Origin of the sequence: Adlercreutzia faecimuris (genome assembly GCF_022669055.1) — a bacterium.
Classification (GTDB): Bacteria; Actinomycetota; Coriobacteriia; order Coriobacteriales; family Eggerthellaceae; genus Enterorhabdus; species Enterorhabdus faecimuris.
In genome coordinates this window covers 154,277-174,814 of record NZ_JAJMLW010000001.1, presented here as the reverse complement: position 1 = coordinate 174,814, position 20,538 = coordinate 154,277, and the positions used below count along the sequence as shown (strand labels likewise).

The following is a 20,538-nucleotide window of genomic DNA, read 5'->3' as shown; positions in this document are numbered from 1 at the left end:
CCTTCCCGAGCGGGCGGTCGCGTGAATGCGGCCGCCCGCTTTCTTTTGATGGGGACGCGCGGCGCGGGCGCTCGCCGGGGCCTGCTTGGAGTACCATAGGGAGGTTGCCCGTTGACCCGAAGGATTGCCATGCCCGGACCGCTGCAGAACTCCCACACCACCGCCGACACCCTCGACCCGGCCAAGCGCGCGTCGCTGCCGCAGAACATCGAGGCCGAGCAGTCGGTTCTGTCGGCGTGCCTGCTCAACGGCGAGGCGGTGGAGGAGATCATCCTGCGCCTCAAGCCGGAGAACTTCTTCCGCCCGGCCCATCGCATCATCTTCGAGGCCGTCTACGACCTGACGGTGCGCCGCATTCCCGTGGACCCCATCGCGCTGGCCGACACGCTCCAGGCCAAGGGCCAGCTGGAGGCCGTGGGCGGCAAGGCCTACCTGGTGGAGCTGGCGGACAACACCTTCGCGCTCACCAACTGGCAGCGCCACGTCGACATCGTCAAGCGCAACGCCATCCTGCGCGAGCTGGTCTACGCGGCCGCCGATATCAACGCGCTGGCCTACGACGCCCCCGACGACCTGAACGAGGTAGTCGAGGAGGCGGAGAAGACCCTGTTCAACGTCACGGAGAAGCGCGTCTCCTCAAGCTTCGTCAAGATGGACACGCTCATCACCGATGCCTTCGAGGAGATCACGAAGTTGGCCGAGCAGAAGACCTCGATGGCCGGCGTGCCCACCGGCTTCAGGGACGTGGACGACCTGTTCCACGGCTTCCGCGGCGGCGACCTGGTCATCTTGGCCGCCCGTCCCGGCGTGGGTAAGACCTCCTTCGCGCTCAACCTGGCCGTGAACGCGGCGAAGTCCGGCGCGGCGGTGGCCTTCTTCTCGCTCGAGATGAGCGCGGGCCAGCTGGTGCAGCGTATCCTGTGCGCCGAGGCCCGCGTCAACCTGTCCAAGATCCGCAGCGGCCAGATCGCCGAGGGCGACTGGGGCGCCATCGCTGACGCGTCCAACACCCTTTCCAAGCTGGAGATCTACATCGACGACTCGCCCGGCCTCTCCATCCTGGAGGCCCGTGCTAAGGCGCGCCGCGAGCTGCGCCACGCCTCCGGCCAGGGCAAGGGTCTCATCATCGTCGACTACCTCCAGCTGATGCAGCCGCCGCAGTCGCGCCGCGACGGCAACCGCGCCGTCGAGGTCGGCGAGATCTCCCGAGGCCTCAAGATCCTCGGCAAGGAGATGGACATGCCGGTCATCGCGCTGTCGCAGCTGTCACGCGCGGTGGAGATGCGCGGCAAGAAGCGCCCGATGCTCTCCGACCTGCGCGAGTCGGGCTCCATCGAGCAGGACGCCGACATCGTCATGTTCATCGACCGCTCCATGGACGAGATGGAGGCCGAGAGCGAGGATCGGCCCGACCTGGGGCAGGCCCAGCTCATCGTGGCCAAGCACCGCAATGGCGCCACCCGCGACATCGACCTGGCGTTCAACCCGGAGTACACGCGCTTCATGGACTTCATCGACGACTCGCGTGTGGCCGGCTATATGTAGGAAAACCTGAGAAAATCGCACATATTCCAGGTATTTACGGTTTTTGGCTTTACTTTAGGGCCGCAAGGCTCCACACTGCGCTTGTAGTATTTTTTACCTGCATTACTCACGCCCCGGCGCTGTCTAAGAAGAGGGCTGCCACCCGCTTCGAAGAGGTACCCGGTCTGCGGCCCGTTGGATGGGAAATTGCCGCCCGTTAGTTCCGACGACCACCCGCGCATCCGGATATACCACCGGTCTTCGGGTTCCCGACCCGGCTTGCCAAGACCCGGCAGCGCCCTGCGGGCGGCCATTCCTCCACCATCGAGCACTGCGCCCCTAGGGGGCGTTTTTTGCGCCGCCGCCGTTTTGGCCCCTGCCCTCCGTGCGCACCGTGGCGTCGGCAACCTCCGGCTGCTGCCCCCCCCCTCCCTCGCTGCCACGTTTCTGCGGAAACGTGGCACAGATCCGGAGTTTGGTACGGTGGCGAGACGCGAAAACAGCTTGATAGCCCTGTTTCGCGGGGGTCCGAGAGGCAAAACCCCAGGTCGGCTTTTTCAGAGGGCGTCTCGCGAGGGTCTGCCACCGTACCAAACTCCGGATCTGTGCCATCAAAGCCGCGAAATGTGGTTGCGGGCGGGACGCGCGGGGAAGCGTGGGCCCTTTCGGGTATGCTATGCGCAGTGGCGGCGTGGCGGCGATGGCGGAAGGAGACGCGGTGGGGGATACGCTCAGGTTCATCCATGCGGCTGACCTGCATATCGGCGCGCCTTTCCGTGGGTTGCGGGCGCTCTCTCCGCGGTGGGCCGATCGGCTGATGGACGCCATCCCGCAGGCATGGGACCGCGTGGTGGACGCCGCCGTGCGCAATGACGTGGACTTCGTGGTCATCGCCGGCGACATCTTCGACACGGCACGCGCCTCCTATCGCGACTACCTGCACTTCTTCCGCGGCCTCGAGCGGCTGGAGGAGGCGGGTATCGCCAGCTACCTGTGCACGGGCAACCACGACCCCTACGCCACCTGGCAGCAGGACTTCTTCTCGTTGCCCGCGCACGCGGTCATGCTCGCCGCCGATCGGCCCAGCTTCGCGCTGCACGAGCGCGACGGGCGTCCGCTGTGCGTCATCGCCGGTCGCGGCTACCCCAACAAGGTATGGGCCGATGACGAGGACATCGCCGCGGGCATCACCCGCACAGCCGCCGAGCAGGCGCTCGGCCCGCGCGCGACCGAGGCGCTCTTCGGCGTGGGCGTGCTCCACACCGGGCTCGACCTCGATCCGGTGAAGGCCCCCACCAGCCCGTACGCGTTGCGAGCCGCCGGCTTTGACTACTGGGCGCTCGGGCATATCCACCGCCATTGGGAGGACGACCCGGCGAACCCGCGTCTCGTGTTCTCCGGCTGCATCCAGGGACGCGACATCCGCGAGACGGGCCGGCGCGGCGTAAGCCTGATCACGCTGGAGAAGGGCGCGCCTAACCGTGTCGAGTTCATCCCCACGGCGAGCATCGTCTGGCAGCAGGTGGCGGTGGACGCGTCGGACAGCCCGACGCTGCCAGCCCTGGTGGAAAAGGTGATGCGCGAGCTGTTCGCTGTGAATGGCCGCTCGTCGTGCGAGGAGATGGTGACGCGCATCACGCTGACGGGTGCGACCGACCTCCACGAGGTGCTCGGCCGCCCCGGCGTGCTGGAGGACGTGCGCACGAGCGTCAACGACTCGTATCCGGAGTTCTTCTGCGATGCGCTCATAGACGAGACCACGCGTCCTCGTGATAGGGAGGCGCTGCTGGCGGAAGGCCTGTTCCCGGCCGTGTTCCTACGCGCCGCCGAGACCCTGCGCGCCGATTCAGACGAGGAGCGCGCCTACCTGCAGGAGGAGTTCCTGCGCCGTGGCATCGCGCTGCCCTCGGCGCCTTCGGGCCAGCTTGACAAGCTGGCGGCCGAGGCCCAGGAGCTCGTGCTCGACCTGCTCACCCAGGAGGAGAAGTGATGGGCGCGGAGGGACGGCGCGCGGAAGGCGCCGAAGACGTGCGGGGTGCGGAGGGGCGGCACGCGGAGGCGGCTTGGACTGCCGCGAGGGCGTGCGACGCGCGGCGCGGCGCGTACCTCAAGTTTCTGAAGGTGACGAGCTTCGGCGCGTTGAGTAATCGCGTGGTGGGGCCGTTATCGCCAGGGCTCAACGTGGTGTTCGGGCGCAACGAGGCGGGCAAGACCACGCTGTCGTCGTTCGTGGACGGCGTGCTGTTCGGCTGGGAGGAAGCGCGTGGCACGCGCAACACCTACAAGCCGCAGAACGCCGAGCGTGCAGGTGCGCTTGTCTTCGGCCAACTGACCGGGCCTGGTGCGCCCGACGGCCTCGGGGGCCTCGGGGCCTCGCCGGGGGAGGGCCTTCGGGAGGAGGGCGCTGGCGATGCCTCCATCGGCCCCGACGGCGTCCTGCGAGAGGGCCTCGCGGGAGGGCGCGCCTTCGACGGGGGCTCCGCGGCGTGCGTCGATGCGCCCGACCTCGTGGTCTTTCGGGCGCGCAACGCCGACGGGCTGCAGGGCGACGTGGCGGTGGCGGCCGACATCGACCGCGACACCTTCCGCACCATGTTCTCGCTCAACAGCGACGAGCTGCGCTCGCTGCGCAACACGCCGGACGTGACGGCCAAGCTGCTGACGGCGGGGTCGGGCACGGGGGCCTCGCCGGCCCATGCGCTGTCCGTAGTGCAGGAGCGCCTGGCCGCGTGCACGTCGCGCGCTGCCAGCGCCGAGGGCTCTCTCGTCAAGCTGACGGCCGAACGCAGCGACCTGCGCGCGCAGCTGCATGCGGCTGCCGACGAGATGGACGCCTATCGCAAGCAGGACGCCGAGTTTCACCAGCTGGAGGGTCAGCGCCAGGCCATGGCCGAGCGTGTGGCCGACACCAATGCGGCGCTTGAGGCGCTCTCGGCCTGCCGCGCCGGCACCGAGGGCCTCGAGGCCGAGGCGCGCATGCTCGAGGCCGAGTGCGAGCGCCTGCGCGAGGAGGAGCGCCAGGCCGTGGCCGATCGGCGCGCCTTGGAGGGTACGGTGGGCCGACGGCTCGCGCGGCTCTCCAGCGCGGAGGACCGCGCCTTGCGTGACCGGCTGGACGCCCTGGGCGCCAAGGAGGAGCGCCAGGCCCACGCCGTCGACCGGGCGCGCGGCAACTTCGCAGCCTCCAAGGCCGCTTACGAGGTGGTGCTGGAGTCTGGCGACGACCAGGCAGAACGCGCGCATGAGGCCGCCACGCGCCGCATGCGACTGGCTCTGGCTGCCGCGCTGCCGGTGGTCATGCTGATGGGCGGCCTGCCGCTGTTCGCCCTCGGGCGCGCCCGCGGCAGCCTCACGTACATGTCGCTCGGGCTGGTGATCACCGCCTTCGCGTTGCTGATGGCCGCGGCGGCCTTCGTGATGCTCGTGCGTCCCGACAAGAACGCCGACGCGCGCAAGGAGCGCCTGCGCGATGCGCAGTGGGTGATGCGCCAGGACGAGAAGAAGCTCGCGTCGTGCCTGGCCGACGAGGAGGAGCTGGCAGCGTCCATCCACGCCGAGCTGGACGGGGCGGGGCTTGCCGAGGCGGAAGGGTCGCTGCGTCGGGCGCGCTCCCTGCTCGACGAAGCGAAGGACGTGCGGGCCGAGATGGCGCTTGCCCAGCAGCGACAGCAGGCGGCCACGGCGCGCCTGACCGAGGCCGAGCGGCGCCTGGGCGACATAGCGCTTCAACGCGATCAGCTCTACGAGCGCGCCGGCATGGAGCCGGGCGCGCCACTGTCCGCCGTGGACGAGGCCGTCTCGCGCCGCACGCTTCAGCGCGAGGGGTTGCTGGAGGCGTCGGAGCAGCTCAATCGCCGTCATGGCGAGCTTCGCCAGCTGCTGGCGCAGGCGGGCACGCTGCGCTCCTTCGACGAGCTGAAGATCCGCTACCAGGCGGTGCGCACGCGCCTGGCCGAGGCCACCGCCGACTTCGAGCGGCTGCTGCTGGCCGAGCGCATGCTTCAGGCGGCCATCGCCACCTGGGAATCCAAGAGCCAGCCGGAGGTGTACCGCCAGGCCAGTCGCCTGCTCGCGGTAATGACCGACGGCCGCTGGACAAGCGTGTCGCTCTCGTCCGAGGGCGTGTTGCGGGTAACCGACCGGGCGCTCACCACGCTCGAGCCGGTGCACCTGTCGCTCGGCACGTGCCAACAGCTGTACCTGGCCATGCGCATGGCGCTGCTGCTGACAGCCGACAACGTGGGTCGCGCCATCCCCATTCTGGCCGACGACATCCTGGTGAACTTCGACGCCGAGCGTCGCCGCGGGGCCGCTCGCGCCCTGGCCGAGCTGGCCGCCACGCGCCAGGTGATCCTCTTCACCTGCCACGAGGAGGTAGTCGCCGCCCTCCGTGAAGCCGCCCCAGACGCCACGCGCATCGACCTGTAGCGCCCCGACCCTGCGGCCTCCCGCACCCGCACCCGCGGCCCCATGTGCGGGCCCCACGGCTTGCCGGCCCCGCGACTCGCCCCCCCCCATGCGGGGCCCTCGCGGCTTGCGGGCCCCGCGGCTCGCCCCCTATGCGGGGCCCTCGCGGCTTGCCCCCGCACCCGCGGCCTCCCGCGCTTGTTCTTGCGGGTCGCCCCCCGACGACCTCGCCCCCCAGCGCTGGTCCCGCATGGACTCCTCGCGGCTCGTGCGGGGATCCATGGCTTGCGGGCCCCACGGCTCGTACGGGCCCCGCGCTCGCCCCCCTGTGCAGGGGGCTATGTGGCTTGCGGCCTCCCGCGCCCGCGCCCGCGGCTTGCGGGCCCCTCGCGGCCCGCGGCCCCATGCGCCGGCCCCGCAGCTTGCGAGCCCCTCGGCTCGCCCCCTATGCGGGACCCTCGCGGCTTGCCCCCCCGCACCCGCGGCGCCGCAGCTCGCGTCGCGGCCGCCGTTTCTGCGCGACATGCGTCCGTGGGCTTCACCGGCGGCGCCTCCTTGGCGAGGGCGTGAAACAAATGTTTCACGTGAAACATACCCCCACCGGGTATCCCCCTCTCCCTGCTGTTTCCCGCCCGAGCGGCTCCACCAGGCGCCCACCTCCCCGCACAGGCCCCACGGCTCGTGCGGGCTCCACGGCTCGCACAGGCCCTGCGGCTCGTGCAGGCCCCGCGGCTCGCACAGGCTCCCCGCCCCCCCGGCGGCTCGTGTCGCGTGCTCGTGGGTCGCCCTCCGGTTTTTTGGGCTGCGCTGCAAATTCAGTCGGTTTTGCACCCGGCCTTCACGGCTGTCCACGCCTTTTTCCTGTGGCCAACAAGGAAAAGGCCAGGTCGCAAATGCCTCGCAAGCCTTTGCCGAGGCGCAGCCACTCTGCGGGGAGTGCAAAACCGTCCGAATTTGCAGTGCAGCAGCGCTTTTTAGCAGGTTTTGCCCAGTGTTCGCAGCTTCCCACGCTGGATAGGGGAGTTTGCCCCCGGTTAGCCGTCCTTCTGCGGCCTGCGCGCGCTCCCTATACTATAATTCGGAGGTTGCGAGAGAATCTGCCGTCCGCGGAGGCCCGCGGCCGAAGAGAGGGAGCGAAACACATGCCCAGTACAGTGCTCGTCGGTGCCCAGTGGGGTGACGAAGGCAAGGGTAAGATCACCGACCTCATCGCCGGCGACTATGATTACGTCGTGCGGTTCCAGGGCGGCAACAACGCCGGTCACACGGTCATCCACGGTGACAAGGAGCTGGCTCTGCACCTCATGCCCTCCGGCGTCATGTACGAGAACGCCGTGCCCGTCATCGGCAACGGCGTGGTGGTGGATCCCGGCGTGCTGGTGAAGGAGATGGCCATGCTGGAGGCCGAGGGCGTCTCCTGCAAGAACCTCAAGATCAGCTGCGACGCCCATGTCATCATGCCGTATCACAAGGATCTCGACGGCGCGGACGAGAAGCGCCTCGGCTCCAACCAGATAGGCACCACCAAGCGCGGCATCGGCCCGTGCTACCAGGACAAGATGGGCCGCAAGGGCATCCGCATCCAGGACCTCATGGACGAGCGCATCTTCCGCCTGAAGCTGGAGACGGTGCTTGCCCAGAAGAATCCCATCCTCGAGAAGATCTACGGTCTGCACACCTACACCGTGGACGAGATCTGCGAGGAGTACCTGCCCTACGCGCGCATCCTCAAGCCGTTCATGACCGAGACGGCGTACATGCTCAACACCGCCCTGCGTGACGGCGCGTCCATCCTGTTCGAGGGCGCCCAGGGCACGCTGCTCGACATCGACCACGGCACGTATCCCTACGTCACGTCCTCGTCGTGCTGCGCAGGCGGCGCGGCTACGGGCACGGGCGTGGGCCCGGCGCGCATGGATCGCGTGCTCGGCATCCAGAAGGCCTACGTCACGCGCGTGGGCGGCGGCCCCTTCCCGACCGAGCTCAAGACCGCCGACGAGGGCGGCGTGGGCCAGGACGCTCTTGACGGCCAGACCCTGGGCACCATCGGCCACGAGTTCGGCGTGACCACCGGGCGCAAGCGTCGCTGCGGCTGGTTTGACGCGGTCATCGCGCGCTACGCCGCCGATGTGAACGGGCTTACCGACGTGGCCCTCACCAAGCTGGACGTGCTCTCGGCCTTCGACACGCTCAAGGTGTGCGTGGCCTACGAGTGCGACGGCGAGCGCTACGACTACTTCCCCATGCAGCAATCGGTTCTGTTCCATGCCAAGCCCATCTACGTGGAGCTGCCGGGCTGGAAGGACGTTGACATCACCGGCTGCCGCTCCTACGAGGAGCTGCCGGAGAACGCGCGCAAGTACGTGGAGTACATCGAGGAGATAACCGGCGTCCCCGCGAGCATCGTCTCGGTGGGCCCGGACAGAGATCAGACCATCATGCGAGGCTGGTAGGGGAGGGCTCCGCCCGGGCGCTGCCCGGGCGCCGTGCCGGGCGCCCCGACGTGCCCAGCGCGCCCCGCCCGCGAGGCGCGTCCCCGTGGCGCGCACGTCTCCCCGCACCGCGTCGCACTGCCTGCGGCGCGGGTCTTCGGAAAGGAACTGCTGTGAACATTCTGGTTTTGGGCTCCGGCGGCCGTGAGCACGCCATCGCCTGGGCGCTGGCGAAGTCGCCGCGCACCGACGTGCTGTACGTGGCGCCGGGCAACGGCGGCACGGCCGATATCGCGGAGAACGTCGCCGACCTGGACGTGATGGACGCCGACGCCGTGCTGCGCTTCGTCGTGGAGCGCAAGATCGGCCTGGTGGTCATCGGCCCGGAGGCTCCGCTCGTCGCCGGCGTGGCCGACGGCCTGCGCGCGGCCGGCGTGGCCGTGTTCGGCCCCAACGCCGAGGGTGCCCAGCTGGAGGGCTCGAAAGCCTACTCCAAGGCGTTCATGGAGGCCAACGGCATCCCCACCGCCGCCTACGCGCGCTTCGACGCGTGCGAGCCGGCGCTTGCCTACGTGCGCGAGCAGGGCGCGCCTATCGTCATCAAGGCCGATGGCCTGGCGGCGGGCAAGGGCGTCGTAGTGGCCGAGACGCTCGAGGACGCGGAAGAGGCCGTGCGCGACTGCTTCGAGGGCGCCTTCGGCGACGCGGGCAAGACCGTCGTCATCGAGGAGTGCATGACCGGCCCCGAGTGCTCGCTGCTGTCCTTCGTCAGCGGCGGCAAGTCGCTGCCCATGGCCCCGGCCCAGGATCACAAGCGCGCCTACGACGGCGACATGGGCCCCAACACCGGCGGCATGGGCGTCTACTCGCCCGTGCCCATCGTCACCGACGACGAGATGGCCGCCATGGTGGCCATCATGGAGAAGGCGGCGGCGGCCACGGCGGCCGAGCCCTTCGCCACCGATTACCGCGGCACGCTCTACGGCGGGTTCATGCTCACCCCCGAGGGCCCGAAGATCGTTGAGTTCAACGTGCGCTTCGGCGACCCGGAGACCCAGGTGGTGCTGCCGCGCCTCAAGACCGACCTGGTGGACGTCATGGCCGCCGTGGCCGAGGGGCGCCCCCAGGACGTGAGCTTGGAGTGGTCGGACACCTGGGCCGTGTGCGTGGTGCTGGCCAGCGAGGGCTACCCCGGCTCCTACGAGAAGGGCAAGGTCATCCTGGGAATCGAGGAGGCTGAGGACATCCCCGGCGTCACCGTGTTCCACGCGGGCACCCGCGTGAACGCCGATGGCGAGCTGGTGACCGCCGGCGGGCGCGTGCTCAACGTGGTGGCCCTGGGCGACAGCTTCGAGGAGGCCCGCGAGCGCGCCTACGAGGCTTGCGACCTCATCAACTTCGAGGGTAAGCAGCTGCGCAACGACATCGGCAAGAGGGCCCTGCAGGGCCGTAGCGCTTGGGAGTAGCCCATGCTTTCCGAACGGATGCTTTCCACGGTGGTGCGGGAGTGCACCAGGAGCTACCTCAAGCTCAAGCCCGCCGAAGAGCGCGTGATGCCGGCGCCCGTGCCGGGGCAGCGCTACATGCTCTACCTGCACGTGCCGTTCTGCGAGCGGCTGTGCCCGTACTGCTCGTTCAACCGCTTTCCCTTCGCGGAAGACCGGGCGCGGCCCTACTTCGCCAACATGCGCAAGGAGATGCTCATGCTGCGCGATCTGGGCTACGACTTCGACAGCATCTACATCGGCGGCGGCACGCCCACCATCATGCTCGACGAGCTGTGCGAGACCATCGACCTGGCGCGCGACACCTTCTCCATCAAGGAGGTCTCCAGCGAGACCAACCCCAACCACCTGATACCGAGCTACCTCGAGAAGCTCCAGGGCCGCGTGCAGCGGCTGTCCGTGGGCGTTCAGTCCTTCGACGACGGGCTGCTGCGCCAGATGGACCGCTACGACAAGTACGGCAGCGGCCAGGAGATCCTCGAGCGCATCCAGGAGGCGAGCCCCTACTTCACCTCGCTCAACGCCGATATGATCTTCAACTTCCCGGCGCAGACCGAGGACATCCTCGTGCGTGACATCGAGCGCGTCATCGAGTCTGGCGCCAGCCAGACCACCTTCTACCCGCTCATGGCGTCGCCGTCGGTGGAGAAGTCGCTCGCGCGCACGGTGGGAAAGGTGGACTACGACCGCGAGCAGCGCTTCTACGAGATCATCTGCGCGCTTCTGACCGACGCGCTGCCCGGCGTGGACACCGGCGCGCCCGGCCCCCACGGCGAGCGCGGCCTGTTCGACTTCGGCAGCGCGTGGACGTTCAACCGCCGCGGCATGGTCGGCGACGATGCCATGATCGACGAGTACGTGGTGGACTACGAGGAGTACCCGGCCATCGGCTCGGGCGGCATCACCTACCTGGGCGCCAACCTCTACGTGAACACGTTCTCGGTGGTGGACTACAACCGCGCTATCGAGGAGGGCCGCATGTCCATGATGGGCAAGACCACCTTCTCCAAGCACGATCGCATGCGCTACCGCTTCATGATGCAGCTATTCGGCCTGCGTCTGGACAAGCGGAAGTTCAAGGAGGACTTCGGCGTGTCGGTGGAAGTGGGCCTGCCGGTGGAGATGGCGTTCATGACGGCTGCCGGCGCGTTCGCTACCAACAACGCCGACGAGCTGACGCTCACCCCGAAGGGCCGCTACCTGACCGTGGTGATGATGCGCCAGTTCTTCATCGGCGTGAACAACCTGCGCGACCAAGCCCGCGCAGCCCTCACCGGCGAGGAGCGCGAGCTGATCTTCGGCTAGGTCTGCGATTGCGCGCCTGCCCACGCCCCTGGAGGGGGCAGGCGCGCTTATATCCCCAGCGACCCTTCCGCCTTCTTCTCGCTTAGGTAGTCACGGAAGAACGGGAGGTCGAACCCGATGACGCCGCGACATCTCTCGCCGATCACGCCGGCGTCGAGCAGGCGCTTGCGGTACTGCGCGGCCTTCCGTCGCGCTCGAATCTCGATGTCCTCGAGCATTCCCGGCAATGCGGTGGTCGACACGGCCACCCACCCGCGCCGCTCCGCCTCCTCTGCGTTGAGGGCGAGCAGGGCCGTCTTTCCCGTTCCGCGCGCCCCGGAGAATATGATGGTGAGATCGGGGCGCCGGCGCTCGGACTCAAGGGCCCTCGTCACGTCATAGAGTATCTGGTCGCGGCCGGCGAGGCGCGCGGGTATCTCGCCGAAGCTCGGGGTGAAGGGGTTCTCTCTTCTCATCGGCAGCCTCTAAGTTCCTCTAAGTTCTTCTAAGTTTGGGTGAGAAATCAAGGGAGGATGTGGTTTGGGCGCGTCCTGCGTCAGGGCGCGCGGGCTTGCGTATCATGGGATGATGCCCTTGAGGGGGAGAGGAGGCCTCCATGATAGTCACACTGCTGGCCTATGGGTCGTTCATGCTGCTGCTGGTGGTGGCGGCAGGGGATGATCTGCGCGAGCTGCGGATTCCCAACGGCATCGTGGCGGCTTTGGCGGCTGTGTGGATCGTCTGGCGTATCGCGTTGGCGGCAACGCATCCTGAGGGTGCTCTCGTTCCTGCTCTGTCGGTTGCCGATGGTCTGCTGGGGGCGTTGGTGCTCGGAGGAGGGCTGCTGGCGGTCACGCTTGCCTTCGAAGCGCTGGCGGGGCGTCGCGCCATGGGAGGCGGGGACGTGAAGCTGATGGCCGCTGTGGGGCTCTTCCTCGGCATCGAAGGCGGTCTGGTCTGCCTGCTGACGGCCTGCCTCATCTCCCTGCTGCTCGCGCTCCTCCTCCCGCGTCTCGGCTGGGCCCCACGTCCCGCCCCCGCGGCCCCCACGCCCGCGATCCCCGCCCCGGCGGCCCCCGCGCCCACCCCCGCGGCCCCCGCGCCCGTGGCTCCCGCCCCCGCGAGCTCCGCGTCTGCGCCGTCCGTTCCGGCGAGCCCCGCGCCCGAGGTGCTCGCGCCCGCGATCCCCACCCCGGCGGCCCCCACCCCGGCGAGCCCCGCGCCCGCGCCCGCGATCCCCGCCAGCCCCATCCCCGCAGCGCCCACCCCCGCGGGCCCCACCCCCACGGCTCGCGCGTCTGCCTCTCGGCCGGATTCCTCGTTCGATGGGCGTGAAACAGATGTTTCACGTGAAACATACCCCCACCCGGTATCTGACGCTTCGCACCCTGCTGGCGGCGCGCCGTCTTCGGAGCGCAACGCTCTGGGAGCGGTTCCGTTTGGGCCGGGAATTGCCGTGGGCGCTGGCATGGCCCTGCTCTCCATGGTTTTTCTGTGAACGCCCTTTTCCACCAATCGCACAGCTCGGCAACGGCTCGTAACAGATTTACCCCCCCCCCGCTCAAAGCCACAGTTTCTCCAAACTAACTACCGTTTGCCAGTCCTGAAAACCCGCTTGCCGCCAAATGATGAGCAATAATTCATCATTTACGTTACCAAACCGACACGTTACAGTGTCTAGCCGTGCATTTGGCCAAAGATCGCACACACGCAAGAGGGACTTCCCGCGGGTCTGCCCCTGCCGACCGGACGCGCAACCGGTTGCGGGGGAACACATCTGCCCCAAGGGGTGTCCATCGGCCTTCGGCGGAGGGAGGGGGCGGCACGCGCCGTCCAGCAAAAGGAACCGCCGAAAGAACCATAGGAGAGATCAATGCCTTCTTTGAACATTGATCGACGTCGCTTCCTCGGGGCCATGGGTGTCTTGGGCGCAGCGTCGCTGGCGGGAGGTGCGGGCTCTGCCCTCACACCCGATCTGGCCGTTGCCGCTGACGCCGAGTTCCCCGTGCCCAAGAAGGGCAAGCCCATCGAGGCGAGCGTCGATCCCAAGACGGGAGACGTCAAGATCAACGACGACGTCATCGTCCGTTACTCAAGCTGCGTGGGCTGCTACAGCACCTGCGGCAACCGCATCAAGCTCGACCGCGCCTCCGGGCGCGTCATCGGCGTGGGCGGCAACCCCTACAACCCCGCCTGCGCGGGCAACAAGCTCGACTTCGAGGCGCCGCTCGAGGACGCGTACCGCTCCATGAGCTACGCCAACGGCCACGGCGCCATCACCCACGGCACCATCTGCGGCCGCGGCAACGGCACGCTCGACGGCGTGAGCCAGCCCGACCGCATCACCGTCCCGCTCAAGCGCGCCGGCAAGCGCGGCGAGGGCAAGTGGAAGCCCATCAGCTGGGACCAGCTCATCACCGAGGTCACCGAGGGCGGCAAGATCTTCGCCGAGCTGGGCGAGGATCAGCACGTCGAGGGCTTCAAGGAGGTCCACGACACGGTCACCCCGCTCAACCCCGAGCAGCCCGACCTGGGCCCCAAGTCCAACCAGATCGCGGTCATGAACACGCGCGCTGACGGTCGCCGCCAGCTCAACACGCGCTTCGCCACCACGTTCGGAACCCTGAACAACTTCAGCCACAACTCCAGTTGAGGCGCTGCAGGCGGAGCGAGTTCGCTCTATTCATCCGGTTCTGGCACCACCCCCGACACCATCGGCGGGGTCGAGTACGTTCTCTGGTCGGGCGCGTTCCCGGGCGGCAACGGCTCTAACTTCCAGTACATCGGCCGCGAGACGGCCAATGCGCTGCGCACCGGTAAGCTGAAGATCGACGTGCTCGATCCCACGCTGGCCAACGGCGTCATCACGCCGGCTTCCGAGGGCATCAACTGGGTGCCCATCAAGCCCGCCACCAACGGCGCCTTCTACTCTGCCATCGCGCAGATCCTCATCCGTGACAACACCTTCGACGCGGTCGCCATGGCGTGCCCCACGCAGAAGGCCGCCGAGGCTGCCGGCTACGGTGGCTACACCAACGCGACCTACCTGGTCATCACCGATGAGAACCACCCCAACTACCGCAAGCTGATGCGCGCGGCCGACGCCGGGCTCGAGGAGCCGCCGGCCGACCCCGCCGCCACCACGCAGCCGACCTACTACGTCGTCATCGACGCCGCCACCGGCGCGCCGGCGCTCCACACCGACGCGGCCAAGGGCGATCTCTTCTTCGAGGGCGAGGTCAACGGCGTGAAGGTGCGCACCGGCTTCAGCATGCTGCGCGACTCGGTCAACGAGCGCACCATCGACGAGTACGCCGAGATCACCGGCATCCCCGCCAGCGAGATCGAGCGCATGGGCAAGGAGTTCGGCTCCCACGGCTACAAGGTGTCCGTCCAGGCCGCCGCGGCCTCGACCGCCTCGGTCGTCGGCTTCGACACCCCGGCCGGCCGCGAGCTGCTCAAGGCCATGATGGGCTCCAACCAGATGACCGGCGGCAGCTTCCCGTCCGGCCAGTCCCCCGTCACCGAGGGCAAGGGCGCCTGCTACGACCTGACCACCATCGCCGGGCTGCCCAACGTGTCCGCCAAGAACGCGGCCATGATCTCGCGCGGCGGCAAGGCGTGGGAGAAGACCGACGAGTACAAGAACCGCGTCGCCGCGGGCGAGAAGGACCCGAAGCCGATGCTTCCGTGGTACACCAACGCCCCGCAGTCCGATGCTCAGGCCATCATGTCGATCGTCAACCAGTACCCCTACCAGTGCAAGATCCTCATGACCTGGATGTGCAACGTCATCCAGGCCACCCCGGGCGCCATGCGCGATGAGGCCATCGAGAAGCTGAAGGACACCTCCGTCCTGCCGCTGCACATCGTGTGCGACATCGTGGTGGGCGAGATGGCGCAGTACGCCGACTACATCGTCCCCGACGTGACGCAGTACGAGAGCTTCGGCCTGCCCACCGTGAGCATGATCGGCGGCTTCGGCACCACCATCCGCTGGGAGGCCAAGGCCCCCGAGACCGCCAAGACCGAGGACGGCCGCCCCATCTGCTGGGAGACCTTCCTCATCGACGTGGCGAAGGCCTGCGAGCTGCCCGGCTGGGGCGAGAACGCCATCCCCGACGTCAACGGCCAGATGCACCCCTTCAACGACGCCTACGACTACTACCTGAAGGGCGTCGCCAACCTGGCCTACGCCGTGGAGCCGGTCGAGGACATCACGCCCGAGGAGGCCCACATGCAGGGCCTCGACGAGCTGGGCGACAACTGGAAGAAGGCCGTCACCGCCGAGGAGTGGCCGAAGGTCCTCAAGGTGCTCTCGCGCGGCGGCCGCTACTGGCCGATGGACTACAAGCGCGGCGCCGACGGCCGCTTCAAGGGCCTCAAGGCCAAGGAGACCTACGTCTACAACGAGAAGCGCGCCCTCATGACCAACCCGTACTCGGGCAAGCGCCTGTCGCCGACGCTCAACTACAACCCGCAGATGTTCGCCGACCTGTCGCTCATGACGGATCACTACTCCGCCGAGGAGTACCCGTTCCTGTGCAGCGAGCACAAGCCGAAGTTCCGCTCGGTCACCATGCTGGCCAACAGCCCCATCATGCGTGACATCTGCGCCCATAACTACATGGAGATCAACACCGAGGACGCCGCTGAGCTGGGCATCAAGGATGGCGACATCATCCGCGCCATCACCCCGCGCGGCGACGTGACCGAGGGTGAGGCCATGGTTCGCGACGGCCAGGTGAAGGGCGCGTTCTCCATCGAGTTCGGCTACGAGCACCTCGCCTACGGCGCCCAGGACGTCGAGATCGACGGCAAGCTGGTCAAGGGCGACCCGGCCATCGCCGCGGGCACGCGCATCCACATGATGCTCGACCCGGTCGTGGCTGAGCACGGCGGCATGGGCATCATCGCCGATACCGACGCGTCCAGCCCGGGCCGCTGCGGCGGCATGTTCAAGATCGAGAAGGCGTAGGGGGTGAGACCATGAGTGACAAGAGATTGGGAATGCTGATCGACCTGTCCGTCTGCATCGGGTGCAATGCCTGCACCGTGGCCTGCCGGCAGGAGAACGAGACGCCCCTGACCAAGTTCAACACCTGGGTGGAGAGCTGGGATGCCGGCATCGACGGTCGCGTGACCCGCGCGAACCTGCCGAAGCTGTGCAACCACTGCGCCAACCCCGCCTGCGTGAAGGTGTGCCCGACGGGCGCCAGCTACCAGGCCGAGGACGGCACCGTCCAGGTCGACCCCGAGCGCTGCATCGGCTGCAAGTACTGCATGGCCGCGTGCCCCTACCAGGTGCGCTACCAGCTGGAGTCCGGCGAGGTGGACAAGTGCACCTTCTGCCACCACCGCACCACCGAGGGCCTGCTGCCCGCGTGCGTGAGCACCTGCGTCACCACGTCGCGCATGTTCGGCGACCTCAACGACCCCGACAGCGACATCTCCAAGAAGCTGGCGGCGGCCGGTGACAAGGCCAAGGGCCTGATGGAGGACCGGGGCATGGAGCCGCGCGTCTACTACATCGGCCTCGACGAGACGCTGGGCGCCGAGCAGCTCTCGGCCGTCCACAAGGGCGGCAACGTCCTGCGTCGTCGTGAGGAGGGGAACGCATGATCTGGGATGCTCTGATCGCCTGCTACCTGTTCCTGGCCGGCATGGGGGCCGGGGCCTTCGCCCTGGGCGCCATCGCGGGCTGGGGCAAGGACCCGGCGCTGACCATGAAGAAGGTCGGCTTCATCGTGGGGCCGGTGGCCGTGGCCGTGGGCACGCTGCTGCTGGTGGTGGACGCCCACGCCGGCCTGCAGAACCCGCTGCGGTTCTTCTACCTCATCACCAACCTCAACTCCGTCATGGCGTGGGGCGTGATCATCTTGTCCGTCTTCCTGGTGGTGGCCGTCATCGACCTGGCGCTGCTGCTGGTCAAGAAGGAGACGCCGAAGTGGCTCGACGGCATCGGCGTGGCGCTGGCCCTGTGCGTGGCCGCCTACACGGGCGTGCTGCTGGGCGACGCCGGCGCGGCCTTCCCGCTGTGGAACATGGCCGTGCTGCCCGTGCTGTTCGTGGTGTCCGCCGCGTCCACCGGCATCGCCGTGGTGGCGCTGGCGACCCACCTGCTGGCCCCGGCCGAGGTGGGCCGCGTGGCCCTGCTCAAGCGGGCCGGCCTGGTGCTGCCGCTGGTGGAGGGCGCGCTCGTGATCGTGCTGCTGGCCGTGACGGCCGGCGCCCCCGGCTCGGCGGCCGCCGCCGGGCAGGCCTCGGTGGCCGCGCTCGTGTCGGGCCCCTACGCCGTGGCCTTCTGGCTGGGCTTCGTGGTGGTCGGCCTGGCGCTGCCCTTCGCGCTGGAGCTGGTGCGCGCCCGCAAGGGCGCCGCGGCCCCGGAGCGCTCGGTGGGCGCCGACGTGGCCCACGACGGCTCCGGCAAGACGCTCGCCCTCGTCGGCGACGCCGGCGTGCTGGTGGGCGGCTTCATGCTGCGCTACCTGGTGGTGATGGCCGCGCTGCCCGTGGCCTTCATGTAACCCCCTTGCGCGGGGCGTCCTGGCGGCTGCGTGGCTGTTGGGCGCCCCGCCTTCGCGCGGCCGTCGGCGGCTTCGGCCATCGGCGCCCGCGCCTTCCCTGGTCATAGGAAAGGACGTGCCATGTCTGATAACACCCCGACCCTCGAGCCCGCTCAGCTGCGGGGGTTCGCCCTGGTGGCCGACGTCGTCGCCCGGGCCCTGGCCCAGCAGCCCGACGTGGAGGTCGTGGGCGCGGTGCAGCGCGTGGCCGACGCGCTCGGCGACGACCGCTTCGCGGACGTGCGGCCGGGCGACGAGCTTGACCAGCGGTTCTTCAACCGCTTCGTGGTGACCTCGAGCCCCTACTACCTTCCCCTGGTGGAAGGCAGCGTGCGCGAGGCCTACGAGGAGGACGGCGTCCTGCGCTACGGGCCGCTGCGCTCGAAGCACTCCGACCACGTGCTCGCCTGCTACCGCTCGGTGCGGTTCGACCACGGGGATTGGGGCGCCCGCGGCGTGGTGGCCCGGGGCCTCAAGCCCGACGCCCTGGCCTGCGAGCTGGAGTTCATGGCGTCGCTGGCCCAGGCCGCCTGCGACGGCGCCACGGAGGAGGAGCGAGAGGCAGCCCAGCGGCTGCTCGCCCGCTTCGCCGGCGACCATGCCGCCCGCTGGTTCGGACGCGCCGCCGGTTACGCGGCGCGCATCGAGGATGACTTCTACGCGCGGCTCGTGGCCCTGGCGGCGGAATCCGTCGAGGCCCTGGCCGAGGCCGCGTAGCGCTGCCCGAGGCTCCCTCCCGTCGCGGCCGCCTGGAAGGGCGGCCGCGCTCGTTCTGGCGGCGGGGCGCCTGCGGGGCCGGCGGGGAGCGCGGGCACGGGCGGGCACGCGGGTGCCGGGGCGTCGGAAGGCGCGGCGAGGGCGCGCGGGTGCCGGGGCGTGCGGAGCCGGTGGGCGCGCGGGGCCGGCGGGCGCGCCGGTGGGCGCGCGGGGCCGGCGGGCGCGTGCGCGGGCATGCCGGTGGGCGGCGGTGGACAAAAATCGGCGATCTCGCATCGCAAAACCGCGAGATCGCGGTTTTTTGTCCCAAGAATGGACAAAATCAGCCGATCTCACCGATTCTGGCTGCGAGATCGCCGATTTTTGTCCACCGAGATGCGAGATCGCCAGTTTTTGTCCACAGGCGCCCACCGCGGGATTTTCTCGGATTAATCCTTGCGCTCGCGGTGCGTCCCCTATAGAATGTATACCCGCTTCGGGAACCACCGCGTTCCCGCGCGCATCCGGTCGGGTAGCTCAGTTGGTAGAGCAGCGGACTGAAAATCCGCGTGCCGAGGGTTCAAGTCCCCCTCCGACCACCACAACTCGAAAGGCCTCCGCAAGGAGGCCTTTTTTCATAGGCGCGCTCGGTGGGCTTTCCCGCCGGCTGCGCCATGTGCGCGGGTCGCCGCGCCGTGACCCGCTACCAGGCGTCGGCCAGGAGGAAGTCGATGATGTTCCAGTGCCGGCATCCGTTGCGCGACCAGTCGGCCGTATCGGCGCTGACGACGAGGCGCGGATAGCCGTCGGCGATGCCGTCGAACGCGGAGAACTCGCGTTCGCGCGTGGACTCGAGCTCGAGCAGGTAGGCCACCTGGATGTAGAGGCGTCCGCCGTCGCGCTCAGCCACGAAGTCGATCTCCCGCGTGCCCAGCTTTCCGACATGGACGGTGTAGCCGCGTCGCCGCAGCTCGTTGAACACCAGGTTCTCCAAGACGAGGTCGACGCGGCTGGCGTTGGTGCCCAGCAGCGCCTCGCGCAGCCCGATGTCGGTCACGTACACCTTCTCGCTGCCGCGCAGCAGGGCCTTCCCCTTGATGTCGAAGCGCCTCACCCGGCTGATGAGAAAGGCCTCCTCGGCCGCCTGCAGGTAGTTGTAGACGGTGTCGTTCGAGAGACGGCGCCTTTCCTGCTTGAGCATGTTCACGATGTTGTCTACCGAGTAGGTGGTGCCGATCTCAGACAGGAAGTAGGCGAGGATGCGCTCCAGCTGGTCGGCGTCGCGGAAGTTGCGGTGCTGCACCACGTCCTTGAGGACGATGGAGTTGAACACATCGCGCAGGTACGACACCGAGGTGTCGCGATCGTAGCTCACGTGCGAGAGGAAGGGCAGTCCGCCGAGCACGCGGTAGGCCTCGAAGGCCTCGGCGGGATTGAGCTCGGTGGCGTCGACAAGCTCGCGCAGCGAGAAGGGCTGCACCTCGAACGACACGTAGCGTCCCGCGATGAGCGTCGCCAACTCGCTGGAGAGCAGCGTCGAGTTGGATCCCGTCAGGTAGATGTCGCAGTCGAGGTCGACGCGGAAGGAATTGACCGGGCGCTCCCAGTGCTCGACGGTCTGGATTTCGTCGAAGAATAGGTAAACGCGTCCCTCAAGGTGGTTGGCAAGCGCCATCACCTCCTGGTAGAACGCCTCGGGCGAGGCCGCAGCCTGCCCCCAGCGCATGGACTCGAAGTTCAGGGCGATGATGTTCTCGGGCGGCACTCCCCGGCTGAGGAGCACGGTCTGCACCTCTTCGAGCAGGGTGCTCTTCCCGCTGCGGCGCATGCCGACGAGCACCTTTATGACATCCTTGTCAATGAAGGGGATGATGCGCGAGAGGTAGCGCTGGCGGGGGATCACGAGGGACTCCTTCTCTCGGTTGGTTTTGTCGAGTATAGAAGAGAAAACTATGATGTAAAGAATTTTATCTTTCATAATCGATAAAACCTATATTTCGAAAGTTTCATCGACTATGAAAGAAAAAACGGTTTTCCGTCTCCGCACCGCGGCGCTGATCGGTCGGCGATGCGTGCGGGGGTGGCGGGGGATGGTGGGATAGAATAGCGGGATGACGGAACGCT

At 68.3% G+C, this 20,538-nt stretch carries 14 protein-coding genes and 1 tRNA gene; 13 read left to right on the top strand and 2 right to left on the bottom strand.

Going from position 1 to position 20,538, the window contains the following annotated elements; translation table 11 throughout:
* Window positions 1-129 precede the first annotated feature (129 nt).
* From dnaB to LPT13_RS00655, 6 genes are all read left to right on the top strand, one after another.
* A complete protein-coding gene (gene dnaB, locus LPT13_RS00680; RefSeq protein WP_160710453.1) occupies window positions 130-1,545 on the top strand; it encodes a replicative DNA helicase in 1,416 nt (471 codons plus the stop codon).
* Window positions 1,546-2,242: 697 nt separating this feature from the next.
* On the top strand, window positions 2,243-3,514 hold the full coding sequence (locus tag LPT13_RS00675; protein WP_242162522.1) for a metallophosphoesterase family protein: 1,272 nt from the start codon (window positions 2,243-2,245) through the stop codon (window positions 3,512-3,514).
* Window positions 3,514-5,952 carry an AAA family ATPase gene (locus tag LPT13_RS00670; RefSeq protein ID WP_242162520.1) on the top strand — a complete coding sequence of 813 codons (2,439 nt, stop codon included), beginning with the start codon at window positions 3,514-3,516 and terminating at the stop codon, window positions 5,950-5,952. Before LPT13_RS00675 ends, LPT13_RS00670 begins: the two co-directional genes overlap by 1 nt.
* A gap of 1,121 nt (window positions 5,953-7,073) precedes the next feature.
* Window positions 7,074-8,384, top strand: a complete 1,311-nt coding sequence (locus LPT13_RS00665; RefSeq protein ID WP_160710350.1) for an adenylosuccinate synthase — start codon at window positions 7,074-7,076, stop codon at window positions 8,382-8,384.
* Window positions 8,385-8,536: 152 nt separating this feature from the next.
* Window positions 8,537-9,829: a phosphoribosylamine--glycine ligase gene (purD, locus tag LPT13_RS00660; protein ID WP_242162518.1), complete on the top strand. Its 1,293-nt coding sequence runs from the start codon at window positions 8,537-8,539 to the stop codon at window positions 9,827-9,829.
* A gap of 3 nt (window positions 9,830-9,832) precedes the next feature.
* Window positions 9,833-11,173, top strand: coding sequence for a coproporphyrinogen III oxidase family protein (locus LPT13_RS00655; protein WP_242162516.1), 1,341 nt, complete (start codon window positions 9,833-9,835; stop codon window positions 11,171-11,173).
* 47 nt (window positions 11,174-11,220) lie between these two features.
* On the opposite strand, the gene LPT13_RS00650 is transcribed toward LPT13_RS00655, so the two are convergent.
* Window positions 11,221-11,628, bottom strand: coding sequence for an ATP-binding protein (locus tag LPT13_RS00650; protein WP_160710507.1), 408 nt, complete (start codon window positions 11,626-11,628; stop codon window positions 11,221-11,223).
* 140 nt (window positions 11,629-11,768) lie between these two features.
* On the opposite strand from LPT13_RS00650, the gene LPT13_RS00645 reads away from it, so the two are divergent.
* The 7 genes from LPT13_RS00645 (at window position 11,769) to LPT13_RS00615 (ending at window position 19,016) form a co-directional block, all read left to right on the top strand.
* Window positions 11,769-12,650, top strand: coding sequence for a prepilin peptidase (locus LPT13_RS00645; RefSeq protein ID WP_242162514.1), 882 nt, complete (start codon window positions 11,769-11,771; stop codon window positions 12,648-12,650).
* A gap of 375 nt (window positions 12,651-13,025) precedes the next feature.
* The gene (locus LPT13_RS00640; protein ID WP_242162512.1) at window positions 13,026-13,805 is read left to right on the top strand and encodes a molybdopterin-binding domain-containing protein; all 780 of its coding nucleotides are present in this window, start codon (window positions 13,026-13,028) and stop codon (window positions 13,803-13,805) included.
* 180 nt (window positions 13,806-13,985) lie between these two features.
* Window positions 13,986-16,130 (top strand): molybdopterin dinucleotide binding domain-containing protein, encoded by a 2,145-nt coding sequence (locus LPT13_RS11790; RefSeq protein WP_242162510.1) that lies wholly within the window; start codon window positions 13,986-13,988, stop codon window positions 16,128-16,130.
* Window positions 16,131-16,141: 11 nt separating this feature from the next.
* On the top strand, window positions 16,142-16,774 hold the full coding sequence (locus LPT13_RS00630; RefSeq protein ID WP_242162508.1) for a 4Fe-4S dicluster domain-containing protein: 633 nt from the start codon (window positions 16,142-16,144) through the stop codon (window positions 16,772-16,774).
* Window positions 16,771-17,679 carry an NrfD/PsrC family molybdoenzyme membrane anchor subunit gene (gene nrfD, locus LPT13_RS00625; protein WP_242162506.1) on the top strand — a complete coding sequence of 303 codons (909 nt, stop codon included), beginning with the start codon at window positions 16,771-16,773 and terminating at the stop codon, window positions 17,677-17,679. The genes LPT13_RS00630 and nrfD overlap by 4 nt, the downstream gene beginning before the upstream one ends.
* A 120-nt stretch (window positions 17,680-17,799) precedes the next feature.
* Window positions 17,800-18,435, top strand: a complete 636-nt coding sequence (locus LPT13_RS00620; protein ID WP_242162505.1) for a molecular chaperone TorD family protein — start codon at window positions 17,800-17,802, stop codon at window positions 18,433-18,435.
* 505 nt (window positions 18,436-18,940) lie between these two features.
* Window positions 18,941-19,016 (top strand) — tRNA-Phe (locus LPT13_RS00615).
* Window positions 19,017-19,117: 101 nt separating this feature from the next.
* On the opposite strand, the gene LPT13_RS00610 is transcribed toward LPT13_RS00615, so the two are convergent.
* Window positions 19,118-20,317, bottom strand: a complete 1,200-nt coding sequence (locus tag LPT13_RS00610) for an ATP-binding protein (protein WP_242162503.1) — start codon at window positions 20,315-20,317, stop codon at window positions 19,118-19,120.
* Between the last annotated feature and the right edge of the window lie 221 nt (window positions 20,318-20,538).

Excerpts from the sequence above, each read along its gene's own strand:
- dnaB (WP_160710453.1), top strand. The coding sequence starts at position 130 with ATGCCCGGACCGCTGCAGAACTCCCACACCACCGCCGACACCCTCGAC.
- LPT13_RS00670 (WP_242162520.1), top strand. The coding sequence starts at position 3,514 with ATGGGCGCGGAGGGACGGCGCGCGGAAGGCGCCGAAGACGTGCGGGGT.
- LPT13_RS00665 (WP_160710350.1), top strand. The coding sequence starts at position 7,074 with ATGCCCAGTACAGTGCTCGTCGGTGCCCAGTGGGGTGACGAAGGCAAG.
- LPT13_RS00655 (WP_242162516.1), top strand. The coding sequence starts at position 9,833 with ATGCTTTCCGAACGGATGCTTTCCACGGTGGTGCGGGAGTGCACCAGG.
- LPT13_RS00650 (WP_160710507.1), bottom strand. The coding sequence starts at position 11,628 with ATGAGAAGAGAGAACCCCTTCACCCCGAGCTTCGGCGAGATACCCGCG.
- LPT13_RS00645 (WP_242162514.1), top strand. The coding sequence starts at position 11,769 with ATGATAGTCACACTGCTGGCCTATGGGTCGTTCATGCTGCTGCTGGTG.
- LPT13_RS00640 (WP_242162512.1), top strand. The coding sequence starts at position 13,026 with ATGCCTTCTTTGAACATTGATCGACGTCGCTTCCTCGGGGCCATGGGT.
- LPT13_RS00630 (WP_242162508.1), top strand. The coding sequence starts at position 16,142 with ATGAGTGACAAGAGATTGGGAATGCTGATCGACCTGTCCGTCTGCATC.
- nrfD (WP_242162506.1), top strand. The coding sequence starts at position 16,771 with ATGATCTGGGATGCTCTGATCGCCTGCTACCTGTTCCTGGCCGGCATG.
- LPT13_RS00620 (WP_242162505.1), top strand. The coding sequence starts at position 17,800 with ATGTCTGATAACACCCCGACCCTCGAGCCCGCTCAGCTGCGGGGGTTC.